Below are 14,137 nucleotides of genomic sequence, written 5' to 3'. Positions count from 1 at the left end.
GCGCCGGTGTGCTCCGGGATCGCCGTCCCGAGCAGGGTCGCAGCGCCGTTCGTCGGGGACGGGGGCGTCTGACGCCGGGTGCGCGGAGGCCTCCTGGTCGAGCCGAGCCGGAGCGGCCGGGTCGATCAGGAGGCCTCGTGGAGTCGGGCCCTGGCGGCGTGGACGACCGCGTGGTGGGATGCGGGATCGGTCCTCATGCGTGGATCCCCGGACCGGACGCGGCCGTCTCCTCAGGCGGCCAGGGTGTGACGAGCGATCGCCGCACGCCACGCAGATCCGGCGATGTCGTCGAGCGTCCTCGATGCCCTCCAGCCGAGCACGACGTTCGCGTGCGAAGGATCGGCGACCACGCTCGCCGGGTCGCCCGGACGCCGAGGAGCGTCCAGGGTGCGGATCTCGATCCCCGAGCAGACTCGTACCGCGTCGACGACGTCCAGCACGGAGCTCCCGGTCCCGGTCCCGAGGTTGAACACCCGCGCGCCGATCGGGGAACCCGACCGGACGTGGTCGAGTGCGGCGATGTGCGCTTCCGCCAGGTCGAGCACGTGGATGAAGTCCCGGACGCAGGTGCCGTCACTCGTCGGCCAGTCGGTCCCGAAGACCGTCACCGGCTGCGCTGCCAGCGCAGCCTCGACGACGATCGGCACGAGGTTCGTCGCGACGGTGTCGGCGAGGTCGGGCCAACCGGTGCCGGCCACGTTGAAGTACCGGAGGTCGGCCGCGCGGAGGCCCCACGCCGCTGCTGCGTTCTGCGTCATCCACTCGCCGATCAGCTTGGACTGCCCGTACGGGTTCACCGGACGGCAGGGCACCTGCTCGTCGATCACCGCCGGACCCGTCGTCTCGCCGTACACGGCTGCTGAGGACGAGAAGACCAGCTCTCGCACGCCCACCGCCTCCATCGCGGAGAGCAGGTTGGTCATCCCACCGACGTTGCAGCCGAAGTACCGGGTGGGGAAGGTCACCGACTCACCGACCTGCTTCCGCGCAGCGAAGTGCATGACCGAGGTCACACCGTGGTCGGACAGGACCTGACGCAAGGCGCCCTCGGCATCCTCGCCGGCGAGGTCGAGGTGGACGAACGGGACGTCGGGGACCCGAGCGAGACTCCCTGTGGAGAGATCGTCCACGATGACCACCCGCTCCCGTCGTTCGGCGAGCAGACGGACCACGTGGGAGCCGATGTACCCGGCACCTCCGGTCACGAGGGTCACGGGACCATTGCAGATCGTCATACATCTAGTATGTCACGCGTGTAATCTGTTGTGGTACCAACCCTCGCTCTTCTGGAGCGCACGCCTCGTCAGGGAGACTCATGCACACCGCACACCGCCCGTCACACCTCCGTGCGAAGCGCGTCGTCGACGTCGTGCTCGCACTGGTCCTCATCGTGCTCACCGCCCCGCTGATGGTGACCGTGGCCGTCCTGGTCGCCGTTCGTCTGGGTCGCCCGGTCATCTTCCGTCAGTGTCGCCCTGGGCGAGGAGGCCGCCCCTTCGAGGTGCTGAAGTTCCGTTCGATGCTCGAGCCCGACCCCGCGCGTGGCCTCGTCTCGGACGCCGACCGCCTCACCGGCTTCGGGATCGCCCTACGCTCGACCAGCCTCGACGAGCTCCCGAGCCTCGTCAACATCCTCCGCGGGGAGATGAGCTTCGTCGGCCCCCGGCCCCTGATGTCCGACCAGATCGCAGCCACGCCCGACGAGGAGCGACGACGGCACGCGGTGCGACCGGGGCTCACCGGTCTCGCTCAGGTCAGCGGTCGGAACAACCTGTCCAAGCGTGAGCGCCTCCGCCTCGACCTCGAGTACGTCGAGCGGCGGTCCGCTCTGCTCGATGTGCAGATCCTCTTCCGGACCCTGGTCGTGGTCCTGCGCCGAGACGGGGTCACCGCTCCCGGTTACGTGAGCGGGATCGAGCAGCGAGTGAGTACCGATCGCATCCCGACGGCTGCGTGACGAGCGTGGGCGGCAGGTGCGCGGCCCGACCCGTGTCGACCGAGCGTCGACTCGAGTCCGCTCCGCGGGGGAGCGGTGGAGTGCAGCATGCGCCGAGCAGGCTCCGCCCGCCACGGCAGGGCGGGAGGCTCACGCAACTCCTGGTCGTCACGGCACCGACCATCGTCGGTCGCGCCGGCAACTTCCTCGCACTGGTGGTCCTCGGCACACTCGTCACCGCGGAGGAGTACGGCCAGCTGGTCGTCCTGCAGACGGTGCTCCTCGGCATCAGCAGCATCCTCGTCTCGTCGTCGTCGCTCTCGCTGAACGCGGCAACGGCGCGGATCCGTGGCGTGCGAGACCTCCCCGTGACCGCGCTCTACCGGGCGGCACTCCGGGGTCGGCGACGAGTGATCGTGACGGTCAGCCTCGCTGCTGCCGTCCTCGTGCCGATCGGTCACGGCGTCCTCGGCGGTGCGGTGCCGTCGATCCCCGGATCAGTCGCGGTGGCGGCGGTCTCCGCGACGAGTGGGTTCCTGCTGATGGGTGACGCGGTCGTCGCCGTCGTCACAGGGAGTGGACGGTACGTCGTGGGATCGTGCGTCGAGGCCGGTCGCGCAGTCGCCGGCGGTGTGGGAACGCTCATCGGTACCGTCACGCTCGGCCCGGTCGGGGGTGTCGCCGGGATGATCCTCCCCGACGCACTGCTCGTCGGCGTCATCCTCCTGGTCGGGCTCCGCCGGCGCCACCCTGGCGTGCCGGACCTGCGGACAGGATCTGCCAACGAAGGCACCGGCGCAGGTGTGCTGTCGAACGCGCTGGGCCAGGTGACCCAGTGGCTCCTGCTCTTCGGGGTGCAGACCACGGGAGGGCCAGCAGCGGTCGGCGTGTACGGAGCAGCCAACCGTTTCGCGTCCCTCGTCACGATCTTGCCACTCTCCTTCGGCAAGACCGTCCTCGGGCAGCTCGCTGGTGACGAAGGTGGCCACAGCCGCTGGACGTCACGGGCGTTCATGATCGTGCTCTCCGTGCTGTCCCTCGCGACCGCGGTACTGGCCTTCGCGATCATGCTCGTCGGCTTCCCCGCGCTCGCCCACGTCTACGAGGACCTCGAGCGCATCACCGCCCTCCTCCTGGCTGCCTCGGTGCTCCGCGCACTCCTCATGGGGGCCGGGTACATCTGCGTCGCCCGGCGTCGCTGGACGACCTGGGTCCTCGCGGACCTGACGTCCATGGCGATCACTGTCGTCGGTCTCGTGGTCGTGTGGACGCTGGGCACCGGGCTCGGCTCCGTCATCGTGGTCTACGGGCTCGCCAACGCGGCTGGCCTCGCGGTGCGGATCGTCGGCAGCAGCAATCGACGGAGATCATGACAACTGATATTCTGTACACATGATCTGCTACCTCGTCCAGGCGCATCACCAGCCCGAGCACCACCGGCGGCTCGTCGAGACGCTGACGGCCGACGGTGACGTCGTCCTGACGCACGTCGACGCGAAAGCAGACCAGGCGGCCTTCACGACGGGCGAGGGGTCAGCGTTCACCGAGACGCGAACGGCCGTCTCCTGGCGCGGATTCAGTCAGATCACAGCGACGCTGACACTGCTCGAGGAGGGGCGGCGGCGCCATCCGGAAGCCACGCACTACTGGTTCATCAGCGGTGACAGCTACCCGCTCCGTTCGCCGCGCAGGTTGCGCGAGATGGTCGAGGAGCACCCGGACCGGCAGTGGATCAACCTCCTCCCGTTCCCCGCGCCGGAGATGGGGAAGCCGGAGTCACGCCTGTCCGGCTTGTGGATCGAGCACGATCCACGACGACGCAAGGTCCTGTCGCTCGCCCTGCGACTGCTCTTCAGGACCGTCCGGCTGCCGTACCGCGACGCGCTCGGCGGTCTGCGACCGTTGTGCGGCAGTCAGTGGTTCACGCTGACCGCGCCCGCGGTGGACGCTGTCCTCGAGCAGGCACGGATGAGAACCTCCTTCCGACGTCTCTGCAGGCGGACCAACTGCCCGGACGAGCACTTCTTCCACACCCTGCTCGGCGCAACCGAGTACGTCGCACGAACCGCCCCCGCGGGCATGTACGCCGACTTCGAATCGCCCTCGGGTCCGTGGCCGAACGTGGTCACGGCCGATCACCTCCGACGCCTGCGCGACCAGGATCCCGGCGACGTCCGGGAGCGGTACGGATCCGGCGGGTACTACTTCGCAAGGAAGTTCACGGACGAGAACAGCGAACTCCTCACCGCTGCGGTGCGGCAGCAACTGTGGCCGCAGCCGATCCTGGACGCGCAGCGGAACCCGGCGGTCGATCGGCACCTCGGGCTCGAACAGACCTCGCCGACGCACTCGAGAGCGTAGGTCTCCGGGCCACCGGCATCGCCGTCCCGCTCCGTACCCGTACCCGTACCCGTACCCGTACGTCATCAGACGGTTCGATGGTACCGCCCTGCAGACCGATGCGTTCTGACCGGGCGGCTTCGCGCCGATGCAGGCTGCCGACCGGCGTGGCGCTCGCTCGGGTCTTCGCCCAGCGATGAGCACTGCGAGATCCCTCCGCTCAGCAGAGCGAGCATCGGTCAGCGTGGACCTCACGCCGTCCGGCACCGGGCTTCATGCATGACGACCGTGGTGTGGCATCGTCATCCCTCGGCGAGACTCATCGACCTCCGGATGACGTAGCTCAGCTCGCAGCCGGGTGAGGAACCCCTCGCCGGAAGATGCGCGACACGGCGAGCACCACGAGGGCGGGGGCGGCGAAGTAGAGGAAGTTCTGGACGATGGAGTAGGACCCGACGCAGCCGGCTTGCGTCACCCAGAACGCGACGATCGCAGCGGCGAAGGCGGCCGGGAACGAACGCGCGCGGAGACGACCGATGTCTGCGAACGAGATCAGCATGCCCGCAACGACACCGACGAGGACGATCCCCGGCCACCCGAAGGACAGGAACGACTCGAACCAGACGGGGACGAGCTGGTCCTTCCCGATGTAGCTGTGGTACACCGCGTGGTTGTACAACGCGACGCCGGACTGCTCTCGCCATGCGTCGGGATATTTCGGGAGCGGGCTCAGCAACGAGTTGATGAAGGACGCACCCCCGAACGCGTCGGTTGCGGCAGCCCACGGCAGGGCGCCGGCGAGCTGCATCGGGCTCGCCGCGTAGACGAGGACCGACTGCAGCGCTGGGACGACTCCGATCTCGGGCGCATCCAACCCCGTTCGCTCCAGGGCGAGCGTCGAACGGAAGGTCCCGACGAAGAAGAAGAACAGCCCGATCGCGACCAGCACCAGGGCGAGTGGACCGATACGCAGTGCGCGACGAGATCGGTCCGTCGCCGCAAGAGCAGGCGCGAGGCACGCGAAGAGGATCGCAGCCCGGTTCAACCCGAACGAGCCCAGGGCGAAGACCGCAGCGATCGCGAGCGGCGGGATCGTCCTCCGCCACCCGGAACCAGCGCGGTACCGATCCCGGAGCACCATCGCGACCCCGACGACCAGGAGTGGTCGGAGCGACGCACTCACGAACACCAGCGGGCCGTTCTCGAGCGGTCGCTCGAAGAAGTCGCCGGTGACGAAGTCCAGGACCGCGTCGATCGACGGGAAGCGCATGACCGTCCCGACGAGCCCGAGCACGACGAGGACGGAAGCCGGGACCGGACCGGTGACGAGCGGTTGGGGGACCAGACTCCTCGACGAGGACGAAGCCGAGCGGTCAGAGGACGACCGAGAACGCGTACCGGCCACCCCGCACAGCCCTCGCGTCGTCACGACGAACGCCGCGAAGAGCACGCCGAGCCACAACACCGTCGTCGCGTCGCCGACTGATCCGGGGCGCCAGAAGAAGTTGGAACCGGATCCGAACCACTGGATGATCGTCGGCGCGACGCATCCCCGGAGGACTTCCCATCCGAGGAACAGCGTGAGGCTGTCCACGCGGAGCCCGTTCGCAATCGCCCTCGAGAGTGCCATCCCGACGATGAGGACCAGGCACTCCACGAGCACCGGGAGGACGAATCCACCGAACGGCCCCCCTCGGAGGACCGCGTGGGCGAGGGAGAGGACCGTCGCCGGGAGTGCCGCGCCGAGCAGTGCCCGGTGGACGGTTCGGCGAGTCGCATCAGCCGTGCGGAGCTCCGCTTCGGCGTTGCTGCTGCCCGTCTCCAAGGTCACATCCCGAGCGGTCATGCCCACCACCGCCGGGTGTACGGGGCTGCGATGGCACGAGGGCCCGAGCGGCCAGGCACGGTGGAGGACTCCAGGTCGGAGCGTGCGTGCACACCAGCCAAGGAAGATCGGTACGGCACGAGCGACTCCCGGTTCGAGTACGGTTGGTCAACATACAGAATGTTAGCATATCTCCCTCGAGGGCGATCGGAGAGCGCGCGGCGGGGCTCGCTCCGACCTCCGCCGGTGGCTCTGCCAGGATGACGGGATGCGCGCAGTACAGTACGACCGCTTCGGTTCCATGCCCGTCATCGTCGAGCTCCCGACGCCGGAGGCACCCGTCGACGGCGTCGTCGTCACCGTCCGTGCGACCGGGGTGTGCCGGAGCGACTGGCACGCGTGGAAGGGCCACGACGACTCGGTGTCGTTGCCGCACGTGCCGGGCCACGAGTTCTCGGGGACCGTGTCGGCCGTCGGCGACGACGTCATCGGCTTCGCCGTCGGCGACCGGGTGACCGCGCCGTTCGTCTTCGCCTGCGGTACGTGCGAGCAGTGCCGCGACGGGGCCACGCAGGTGTGCACCCGGCAGCAGCAGCCCGGGTTCACGCTGCCGGGCTCGTACGCCGAGGCGGTGGTGGTGCCGCATGCCGACGTGAACCTCGTGGCGCTGCCCGACGAGGTCGGCTTCGCCGAGGCGGCGGGGCTCGGCTGCCGGTTCGGCACCGCGTACCACGCGCTGCACGCACGGGGGCGGGTCGCCGCAGGGGAGTGGGTCGCCGTCTTCGGCTGCGGCGGTGTCGGACTGTCCACCGTGCTGGTCGCCGTGGCAGCGGGCGCACGCGTGGTCGCCGTCGACGTCTCGCCGGCAGCGCTCGAGCGGGCGGCGGCACTCGGCGCGACCACGCTGCCGATGGGCGAGGACGTGGCGGCGACGGTGCACGGGGTGACCGGAGGGGGCGCGCACGTGTCGGTGGACGCCTACGGCAGCCGGGCGACCTCGCTCGCCGCGGTGGGCTCGCTCCGTCCGCGCGGTCGGCACGTGCAGGTCGGCCTGTTGCTCGACGACGAGGCCGTGCCGGTCATCCCGATGGGCAGGGTCATCGCCGACGAGCTCGAGCTGCTCGGGAGTCACGGGATCGCGGTGGGGGAGTACGCCGCGATGCTCGACGACGTGGTCGCCGGTCGGCTCCGTCCCGCCGAGTCGATCGGACGGACGATCGGGTTCGGCGACCTGCCCGATGCGCTCGAGGCGATGGACCGGCCGGCGACCGGGTCGGGGATGACCGTGGCGGTGTTCTGAGACGCCGCCGTCCCGGTCGTCCGCGACCTGCGGACAGCCGGTGTGTCATCTGACATACGGCGGACATGACGTGGGGAAGCGGAACGGGCGTCGAGCTCGCGGAGCTCGCAGTGATCGACGACTGTCGGCTGACGGTGCCACCGCGCGTCGACCGGGCGGACGGAGTCGTCCGCTCCTTCGTGGCGCGGATCCCACCGGGGGCGTCGACGGGGTGGCACCGGCACGACGCCTGGCAGACGGGGATCGTCGCCCGGGGGCGACTGCGACACCGGACGGCCGACGTCGTGCAGTACCACGAACCCGGTCAGGTGCTCGTCGAGGCACCCTTCGTCGACCACGAGGCGACGAACGTGTCCGACGAGGAACTGGTGCTCGTGTTCGTCGCGGCGCAGGTCGACGACTGCCCGCTGGTCACGCCGAGACCTGCGCCCTGACGCAGGGCGGGGCGATCAGGGGAGCCGCACAGACGGGAGTCCGCCCGTCTCGAGTCACCTGAGTTGACATAATATGCATTATCGGCGCTCAGTGCTGAACAGCCAGGCAGCCGATGAACTCGCGTCCACGCACCGTTCTCGTCGCACGCCGCGCCGCCGTTCGCCCGCCGTGGGTGCACGACATGCCGCTCACGATCGACGTGAACGGCATGTCGTGCGACCTGGGCGTCGTGACCGGCGGCGCATCGTGGCCGGCTCCGCGGTGGCGTTGCGGGTCCGGCGGACCTGCGCGGTCGGCGGCGACGGCCGGGTCGTCAGTGCTCGGGCGTCTCGTCGCCGGTGGGCACGTCGTCGGCGTCGATCTCGAGGGCGGCCTGCTCGCTGCCGTCCTCCTCGACCTCGGAACGGTCGGTGTCCGGCTGCTCCGGCTGCTCGGCCTGGGTGGTCTCTTCTGCGGGGTCCGGCTGGCTGTACGTCATGGCGGGGACGCTACTCGGCACGGCCTGTGTCGGTCCGGGCGGTGCGGTCGTCGACGGTGACCGGACAGACGGACGGGAGGCGCGCCGCGGTGCCGCCACGCGCCTCCCGTCCGGTGGTGCTACTGGTTCTGCAGCATCTGCGTCGCCAGCACGGCGCCGAAGATCATGAAGATGATCGCGATGACGATGCCGATGACGCTCAGGACGATGCCGGCGAGGACCATGCCGCGGTTCAGGCCCCGGCGACGCGCGACGAAGCCGAGGATCAGGCCCACGATGCCGGCGATCAGACCGATGATCGAGAACAGGAAGCCGAAGACGACGGCGACGATGCCGAGCACCAGCGACCCGATGGCGAGGCCGTTGCCGCCGTTCGTCGCGGGTGCCGCGCCGGGCGTGTTCGGTGCCGGCGGGAAACCGTTCGTGGACATGGGAGCTCCTCGTGTCAGGGCCGCTGGCACGGGTTGCGTGCGGCCGTCAGCGCACACGGTAGGCGCTTCCTGCGAAGTGCGTTCACATCAGCTGTACGCACCCGGTGCTGCCGGATCAGACGGCACGGTGCCGCCGGACCAGGTCCGGAAGCTCCGCCGGCTCGAAGGGCTCGTCGGTGGCGTCGAGCTCCTCGGCGGTCCACCACCGCGAAGCGAGGATGTCGACGCGCTCGTCGTCGGTCCACTCGGCGTCGGACAGCTCGAACCCTGGCGTCCGGACGACGTAGAACTCGCTGTGGCCGCGGTCGTGGTCGGCCAGGTCCCACTCGACCGTGAAGTCCCAGCTCCACACGGGGTCGCCCGGATCGTCGACGACGACGCCGGTCTCCTCACGGAGCTCGCGGACGGCGGCGTCGCGGTGCGACTCCCCCGGGTCCACGCCGCCACCGGGGGTGATCCACCGGTGCGCGTGGTCGGACGACGGCGACCGCGTGTCCATGAGGAACACGCGGCCGTCCGGGTCGAGCAGGAGGATGCGGGAGGTCAGACGGAGGCCGGGCTTCGCTGTCATCCGCCCGAGGCTACCCGTCGCGCCGTCCCCCGCCCCGTGTCAGACCGTGAAGCCGCTCGTGTCACCGACGAGCTTCGTGTGGTCGGCCGGGATCGGCTCGACGGCGGCCAGGGCGATCTCGGCCGCGAACTCGGACACGCTGTAGAGCTTCCCGACCTCCTGGCGCCGACCCTCGATCGCACCGGGGTTCAGGCGGTTGAGCAGCGTCGCCGTGATGGTGCCCTCGATCATGTCGCCGGAGACGGTCACGAACTCGATGCCGGCGGCCTCGAGCTGCGGGATGAGCTCGCGCAGCGCGAGTTCGCCGGCGCGCTTGCTCTTGGCGACGGGGACGTACTCGTCCATCGTCTCGGCGGTCTCGACGAAGTGGGCCTGGTGGCTCGTCACGAAGACGACACGCGAGCCGGCCGGCATGTGCGGCACGGCGGTCTGCAGCATGTCGACCTGTGCGTCGCGGTTCAGGCGGAGTGCGTAGTCCTCCCCCAGGTCGGCCTCCATGCCGCCGGAGGCGTTGAGCACGAGCAGGTCGATCCCGCCCCACTCGGCCACGACGCGGTCGACCATCGCCTGGACGGAGTCGTGGTCGGTCAGGTCGGCAGCCACGGCGATCGCGGAACCGCCGGCAGCGACGACCTTCTCGACGATCTGCTCGGCGCGCCGGGCCTTGTTGCGGTAGTTCACGACGACCTTCGCGCCGGCCTCGGCCAGGTAGCCGACGGTGTCGGCGCCGATACCGCGCGACGACCCCGTGACGAGGGCGCGCTTGTCGGCGAGGGATCCGGGGGCGAGGGGGTTCGTCACAGGCGTGTTCTCCAGGTCGCTGCTGTGGCCGGTCGGCCGCCGACGAGCCTACCAACCACGCGGCCCGCGCCGGGCGAGCGTCAGTCGCACCCGCGCGGACCCGAGCGTGACTTGATATGTTGAACGGAGTTGGACCGGCCGTCGCGACGCTGCACGCCGGAGCGCGCGATGCAAGGGAGGGAGATCGCGTGAACATCGACTGGATCCAGACCGTCGTCTGGATCGGACTGACACTGCTGCTGGGCGTGGTCGAGATCTTCACGCTCGACTTCATCTTCCTGATGCTCGCCGCGGGCGCGGCCGGGGGTCTGATCGCAGCGCTGGTCGGCGCGCCGTGGTGGCTCTCCGCGATCATCGCGGCCGTCGTCGCACTCGTGCTGCTCTCGCTCGTCCGCCCCCGGCTGCTCGTGGCGCTCGGCCGGAACGCCGACCCCCACCGCACCAACATCGAGGGGCTGATCGGCCTGCGCGGCACCGTCGCGGTGGCCTTCACGTCGTCGTCCCCCGGGCAGGTCCGTCTCGCGAACGGCGAGACCTGGAGCGCCCGGCTCGCCGCAGGCTCCCCCGACCGCACACCACCGCTCGGCACCCCCGTGGTCGTCGAGTCCATCGAGGGGTCGACCGCGGTCGTCCGCCTCGGAGAAAGGGCCACCTCGTGACCATCTCAGCCGGGACGATCGCCCTGATCGTCCTCGTCCTCGTCGTCGTGATCTTCGTGATCGTCGTCCTGTCCCGCGCGATCCGGATCGTGCCCCAGGCGACGGCCGGAATCGTCGAACGACTCGGCAAGTACCACAAGACGCTCAGCCCCGGACTCAACATCCTGGTGCCCTTCATCGACCGGCTCCGCCCGCTCATCGACATGCGCGAGCAGGTCGTGTCCTTCCCGCCGCAGCCGGTGATCACCGAGGACAACCTGGTGGTCTCGATCGACACCGTCGTCTACTTCCAGGTGACCGACGCACGCGCCGCCACCTACGAGATCGCGAACTACCTGGGTGCGGTCGAGCAGCTCACCACCACGACGCTCCGCAACGTCGTGGGTGGCCTCAACCTCGAAGAGGCACTGACCAGCCGCGACAACATCAACGGCCAGCTCCGGGTCGTCCTCGACGAGGCGACCGGCAAGTGGGGCATCCGGGTCGGTCGTGTCGAGCTCAAGGCGATCGAGCCGCCCGTGTCGATCCAGGACGCCATGGAGCAGCAGCTCCGCGCCGAACGGAGCCGTCGAGCCGCGATCCTGCAGGCCGAGGGCACCAAGCAGTCGGCGATCCTCGAGGCCGAGGGCCAACGGCAGGCCGCGATCCTCGCCGCCGAGGGTGACGCGAAGGCCCAGGTGCTCCGCGCCGAGGGTGAGGCGCAGGCCATCGCGACCGTCTTCGACGCGATCCACACCGGTGACCCGGACGACAAGCTGTTGTCCTATCAGTACCTGCAGACCCTGCCGAAGATCGCCGAGGGCACCGCGAACAAGCTCTGGATGATCCCGAGCGAGTTCACCGAGGCGCTGTCCGGCATCGCCAAGGGCTTCACCGGCGGGCGGACCGGCAGCGGTCCGGTCGCGGGAGCCGGTGGGGGCACGGACTTCCTGTCGCGCATCTCGAAGCTCGCGAACGAGAGCCTGGCGAACACCGCGACCGCGGACGGCGCGGCGGCGGCGAACCCCCGACCGGACGCCACCGCGGCCGACATCGTCCCGGACGCGGCGCTCGACGAGCGGCTCGAGGAGTCGAACCGCAGTGTCGACGCGCGCCTCGCCGCGGCCGACGAGGCCTCGCAGACCGCGCTCGGGGACGACCGCCAGCCGTAGGTCCCGCCGCACACGACGACGCCCGCCCCGGATCTCCCGGGGCGGGCGTCGTCGTGTCGGGGGTGGTGCTCAGGCGCCGCGACGTGCACGCAGGAACGCGAGACGCTCCTCCAGGAGCTCCTCGAGTTCCTCGCGCGAGCGACGCTCGAGCAGCATGTCCCAGTGGGTCCTCGGCGCCTTGACGTCCTCGGCAGCGACCTCGACGGGGATCCCGTCGTCGCCGAGCAGCCGTCCTTCGCGCCCCGTCCGGGGTTCCGACCACGTCTGCGGTACGTCCGCCTCGGCGGAGAAGACGACGTCGAACGTCTCCCCCGACTCGGTCTGGTAGACCGCGCGCTTCCGGTCGGAGAGCTCGACGCCCTCCTCGCTCTGGAGACTCTGGCTCCCGAGCCGCATCCCGCGGAGACTCCGATCAGCCATGTGTGTGCTCCTCTCGCTCGTCTGCCCTCCTCAACACTGTCCCACGCGGGATGCATCCCGACTGGGCGCATTCACAGAGCGTTCCCAGTGGGAGGTGGCGGTGTTCAGGAATCGCGGCGGAGCGACCGTGTCGATCGACGGCCCCACGGTGCGCACGCGAGCAGGGCGAGGAGGGCCCCGAGCGACACCAGGAGGGTGACCGACCCGGAGACGATCGTGGCGGGGGTCGTCCCGGTGCCGAGCGGCACGTCCGTGACCATCGAGGTCGCCGTGTACTCGGGGACGCGGTCGATGGTCCGCCCCGACGGGTCGATGACCTGGGACGCACCGACCGTCGAGATGTTGACGAGCGAGCGACCGGTCTCGACCGCCCGGAGCCGGGCGATCTCGAGCTGCTGCAGGTTCTCGTCGGTCCCGGAGAAGTCGGCGTTGTTCGTCTGCGCGAGGATGACCTGCGCTCCCCCGCGAGCCATGTCGGACGTGAGTCCGTCGTCGACGATGTCGAAGCAGACCGCGATCCCCGCCCTGATGCCGGCGACATCGAGCACGTTCGGCCTGGTGCCCGGCGTGTAGTCGCGCTGCAGCAGCCCGATGAGCGACGGCGCGAGCTTCGAGAAGAACCAGCGGTCGGGCACGTACTCGCCGAAGGGGACCGGACGTTTCTTGTCGTAGGACGACTGCCAGCCGTCGGCGGTCCACACGAACGACGTGTTGTGCAGGACGCCGGACGGTGTCTGCGTGATCGCCCCGGCGACCAGCGGCGCCCCGACCGTGTCGACCACGGAGTCGAGGGCGCCTGCGACGGCCGGGAAGCGCCGCGGGTCGGCCTCGGCGGCAGCCTCGGGCCAGACGACCAGGTCGACGCCACGCGCCTCGACGTCGGTCGCGGCGACCTGCGCGGCCAGGACCTCGCCCGGCTGGGCGCGGTCGAAGTACCCGGCCGGACCGTTGCCCTGCACCGCCTCGACGCGGATGCTGCCGTCGATGCGGGTGGGCCAGGCGGGCACGGCCAGGACCACGGCGACCAGGAGCCCGGCGGTGGCCACGCGCGTGGACGCGGCGACGCCCGAGCCGGGTGTGCGAGGCACGACGAGCGCGAGCGACAGCACGACCGCGACGCAGTAGACGACGACGAACGTCACGCCGAGCACGCCCACGTACGCCGCGAGGTGCGTGAAGGGTCCCTGTGACTGGGACAGCCCGACCCGGCCCCACGCGAAGCCCTCGTACGGCCAGCTGCCGGAGAACCACTCGCGTCCGGTCCAGAGTCCGGCGACGACGGCCGGGAGGCCCCACACCCGCCAGGCGGTCGACGGCAGGACGCGCGCGATCCAGCGGTACGCGAGGGCGATCGCCACGCTGCCGAGGGCGAAGTACGCGGCCTCGAACAGCGCGAGCGCCAGCCACGGGACCGGACCGAGGTACCGCCCGGCCCAGGAGATCGCGGGCAGCCAGAAGGCCGCGCCGGCCACGTACCCGAGCCAGGCTGCACGTCGGGCGCGCTGCCCCATCGCGGCGAGCAGCATGCAGGCCATCGCCGGGTAGGCGAGGAACCACCAGCCCGGGGACGGGAACGACAGGGCGAAGAGCAGGCCGCCGACGACCGCGAGCGGGAACGCGAGGCGCAGCGGCAGCGCGGCGAACTCGTCGCGCCGCCCGTCCGGCAGGATCCCGGTCCCGGTCGGGGACACCGTCGACGCCCGCGAGGCGGCGCGGACGACGCGGCGTCCCGTGGTGGAAGCGCCGGTCTGCGGGCGCGTGGCCGCGTCGGGGACGTGCACCGGGCCTCC

The 14,137-nt window shown here is 70.5% G+C and carries 15 protein-coding genes; 7 read left to right on the top strand and 8 right to left on the bottom strand.

Annotated features, from left to right (window positions below):
• Positions 1-230: 230 nt before the first annotated feature.
• The gene (gene galE, locus ACH0A8_RS06120; protein ID WP_406906820.1) at positions 231-1,214 is read right to left on the bottom strand and encodes a UDP-glucose 4-epimerase GalE; all 984 of its coding nucleotides are present in this window, start codon (positions 1,212-1,214) and stop codon (positions 231-233) included.
• A 101-nt stretch (positions 1,215-1,315) separates the two neighbouring features.
• On the opposite strand from galE, the gene ACH0A8_RS06115 reads away from it, so the two are divergent.
• The 3 genes from ACH0A8_RS06115 (at position 1,316) to ACH0A8_RS06105 (ending at position 4,297) form a co-directional block, all read left to right on the top strand.
• Entirely contained in the window at positions 1,316-1,957 is a 642-nt protein-coding gene (locus ACH0A8_RS06115; protein WP_406906819.1) for a sugar transferase, read from the top strand.
• Between the two features lie 80 nt (positions 1,958-2,037).
• Positions 2,038-3,309 (top strand): hypothetical protein, encoded by a 1,272-nt coding sequence (locus ACH0A8_RS06110; RefSeq protein ID WP_406906818.1) that lies wholly within the window; start codon positions 2,038-2,040, stop codon positions 3,307-3,309.
• A 19-nt stretch (positions 3,310-3,328) separates the two neighbouring features.
• Entirely contained in the window at positions 3,329-4,297 is a 969-nt protein-coding gene (locus ACH0A8_RS06105) for a beta-1,6-N-acetylglucosaminyltransferase (protein ID WP_311205414.1), read from the top strand.
• 322 nt (positions 4,298-4,619) lie between these two features.
• Here ACH0A8_RS06105 and ACH0A8_RS06100 read toward each other — a convergent pair whose 3' ends face one another.
• On the bottom strand, positions 4,620-5,870 hold the full coding sequence (locus tag ACH0A8_RS06100; protein ID WP_406906817.1) for a hypothetical protein: 1,251 nt from the start codon (positions 5,868-5,870) through the stop codon (positions 4,620-4,622).
• A 499-nt stretch (positions 5,871-6,369) separates the two neighbouring features.
• On the opposite strand from ACH0A8_RS06100, the gene ACH0A8_RS06095 reads away from it, so the two are divergent.
• Positions 6,370-7,401 (top strand): alcohol dehydrogenase catalytic domain-containing protein, encoded by a 1,032-nt coding sequence (locus ACH0A8_RS06095; protein ID WP_406906816.1) that lies wholly within the window; start codon positions 6,370-6,372, stop codon positions 7,399-7,401.
• Between the two features lie 65 nt (positions 7,402-7,466).
• A complete protein-coding gene (locus ACH0A8_RS06090) occupies positions 7,467-7,835 on the top strand; it encodes a cupin domain-containing protein (RefSeq protein ID WP_066654334.1) in 369 nt (122 codons plus the stop codon).
• A gap of 314 nt (positions 7,836-8,149) precedes the next feature.
• On the opposite strand, the gene ACH0A8_RS06085 is transcribed toward ACH0A8_RS06090, so the two are convergent.
• From ACH0A8_RS06085 to ACH0A8_RS06070, 4 genes are all read right to left on the bottom strand, one after another.
• Entirely contained in the window at positions 8,150-8,314 is a 165-nt protein-coding gene (locus tag ACH0A8_RS06085; protein ID WP_158407754.1) for a hypothetical protein, read from the bottom strand.
• A gap of 119 nt (positions 8,315-8,433) precedes the next feature.
• Entirely contained in the window at positions 8,434-8,745 is a 312-nt protein-coding gene (locus tag ACH0A8_RS06080; protein WP_066654336.1) for a DUF4190 domain-containing protein, read from the bottom strand.
• Between the two features lie 115 nt (positions 8,746-8,860).
• The gene (locus ACH0A8_RS06075) at positions 8,861-9,316 is read right to left on the bottom strand and encodes an NUDIX hydrolase (RefSeq protein ID WP_406906815.1); all 456 of its coding nucleotides are present in this window, start codon (positions 9,314-9,316) and stop codon (positions 8,861-8,863) included.
• 39 nt (positions 9,317-9,355) lie between these two features.
• On the bottom strand, positions 9,356-10,117 hold the full coding sequence (locus ACH0A8_RS06070) for an SDR family oxidoreductase (protein WP_406906814.1): 762 nt from the start codon (positions 10,115-10,117) through the stop codon (positions 9,356-9,358).
• Positions 10,118-10,305: 188 nt separating this feature from the next.
• Between ACH0A8_RS06070 and ACH0A8_RS06065 the strand changes: the two genes are divergently transcribed.
• Entirely contained in the window at positions 10,306-10,776 is a 471-nt protein-coding gene (locus ACH0A8_RS06065) for an NfeD family protein (RefSeq protein ID WP_066654342.1), read from the top strand.
• Positions 10,773-11,927 (top strand): SPFH domain-containing protein, encoded by a 1,155-nt coding sequence (locus tag ACH0A8_RS06060; protein ID WP_066654344.1) that lies wholly within the window; start codon positions 10,773-10,775, stop codon positions 11,925-11,927. The genes ACH0A8_RS06065 and ACH0A8_RS06060 overlap by 4 nt, the downstream gene beginning before the upstream one ends.
• 69 nt (positions 11,928-11,996) lie before the next feature.
• Here ACH0A8_RS06060 and ACH0A8_RS06055 read toward each other — a convergent pair whose 3' ends face one another.
• On the bottom strand, positions 11,997-12,347 hold the full coding sequence (locus tag ACH0A8_RS06055) for an RNA polymerase-binding protein RbpA (protein ID WP_058727838.1): 351 nt from the start codon (positions 12,345-12,347) through the stop codon (positions 11,997-11,999).
• Positions 12,348-12,451: 104 nt separating this feature from the next.
• On the bottom strand, positions 12,452-14,128 hold the full coding sequence (gene lnt, locus ACH0A8_RS06050) for an apolipoprotein N-acyltransferase (protein ID WP_406906813.1): 1,677 nt from the start codon (positions 14,126-14,128) through the stop codon (positions 12,452-12,454).
• Positions 14,129-14,137 lie beyond the last annotated feature (9 nt).

The sequence above is a fragment of the Curtobacterium sp. 179-B 9B NHS genome, assembly GCF_045370965.1.
Lineage (GTDB): Bacteria > Actinomycetota > Actinomycetes > Actinomycetales > Microbacteriaceae > Curtobacterium.
The sequence above is the reverse complement of the archived record's forward strand: the minus strand, read 5'-3'. Positions and strand labels throughout refer to the sequence as shown.

Bases quoted from the DNA above. Each gene is read 5' to 3' on its own strand.
- ACH0A8_RS06055 (WP_058727838.1), bottom strand. From the start codon at position 12,347: ATGGCTGATCGGAGTCTCCGCGGGATGCGGCTCGGGAGCCAGAGTCTC.
- ACH0A8_RS06105 (WP_311205414.1), top strand. From the start codon at position 3,329: ATGATCTGCTACCTCGTCCAGGCGCATCACCAGCCCGAGCACCACCGG.
- ACH0A8_RS06075 (WP_406906815.1), bottom strand. From the start codon at position 9,316: ATGACAGCGAAGCCCGGCCTCCGTCTGACCTCCCGCATCCTCCTGCTC.
- ACH0A8_RS06095 (WP_406906816.1), top strand. From the start codon at position 6,370: ATGCGCGCAGTACAGTACGACCGCTTCGGTTCCATGCCCGTCATCGTC.
- ACH0A8_RS06080 (WP_066654336.1), bottom strand. From the start codon at position 8,745: ATGTCCACGAACGGTTTCCCGCCGGCACCGAACACGCCCGGCGCGGCA.
- ACH0A8_RS06085 (WP_158407754.1), bottom strand. From the start codon at position 8,314: ATGACGTACAGCCAGCCGGACCCCGCAGAAGAGACCACCCAGGCCGAG.
- ACH0A8_RS06090 (WP_066654334.1), top strand. From the start codon at position 7,467: ATGACGTGGGGAAGCGGAACGGGCGTCGAGCTCGCGGAGCTCGCAGTG.
- ACH0A8_RS06115 (WP_406906819.1), top strand. From the start codon at position 1,316: ATGCACACCGCACACCGCCCGTCACACCTCCGTGCGAAGCGCGTCGTC.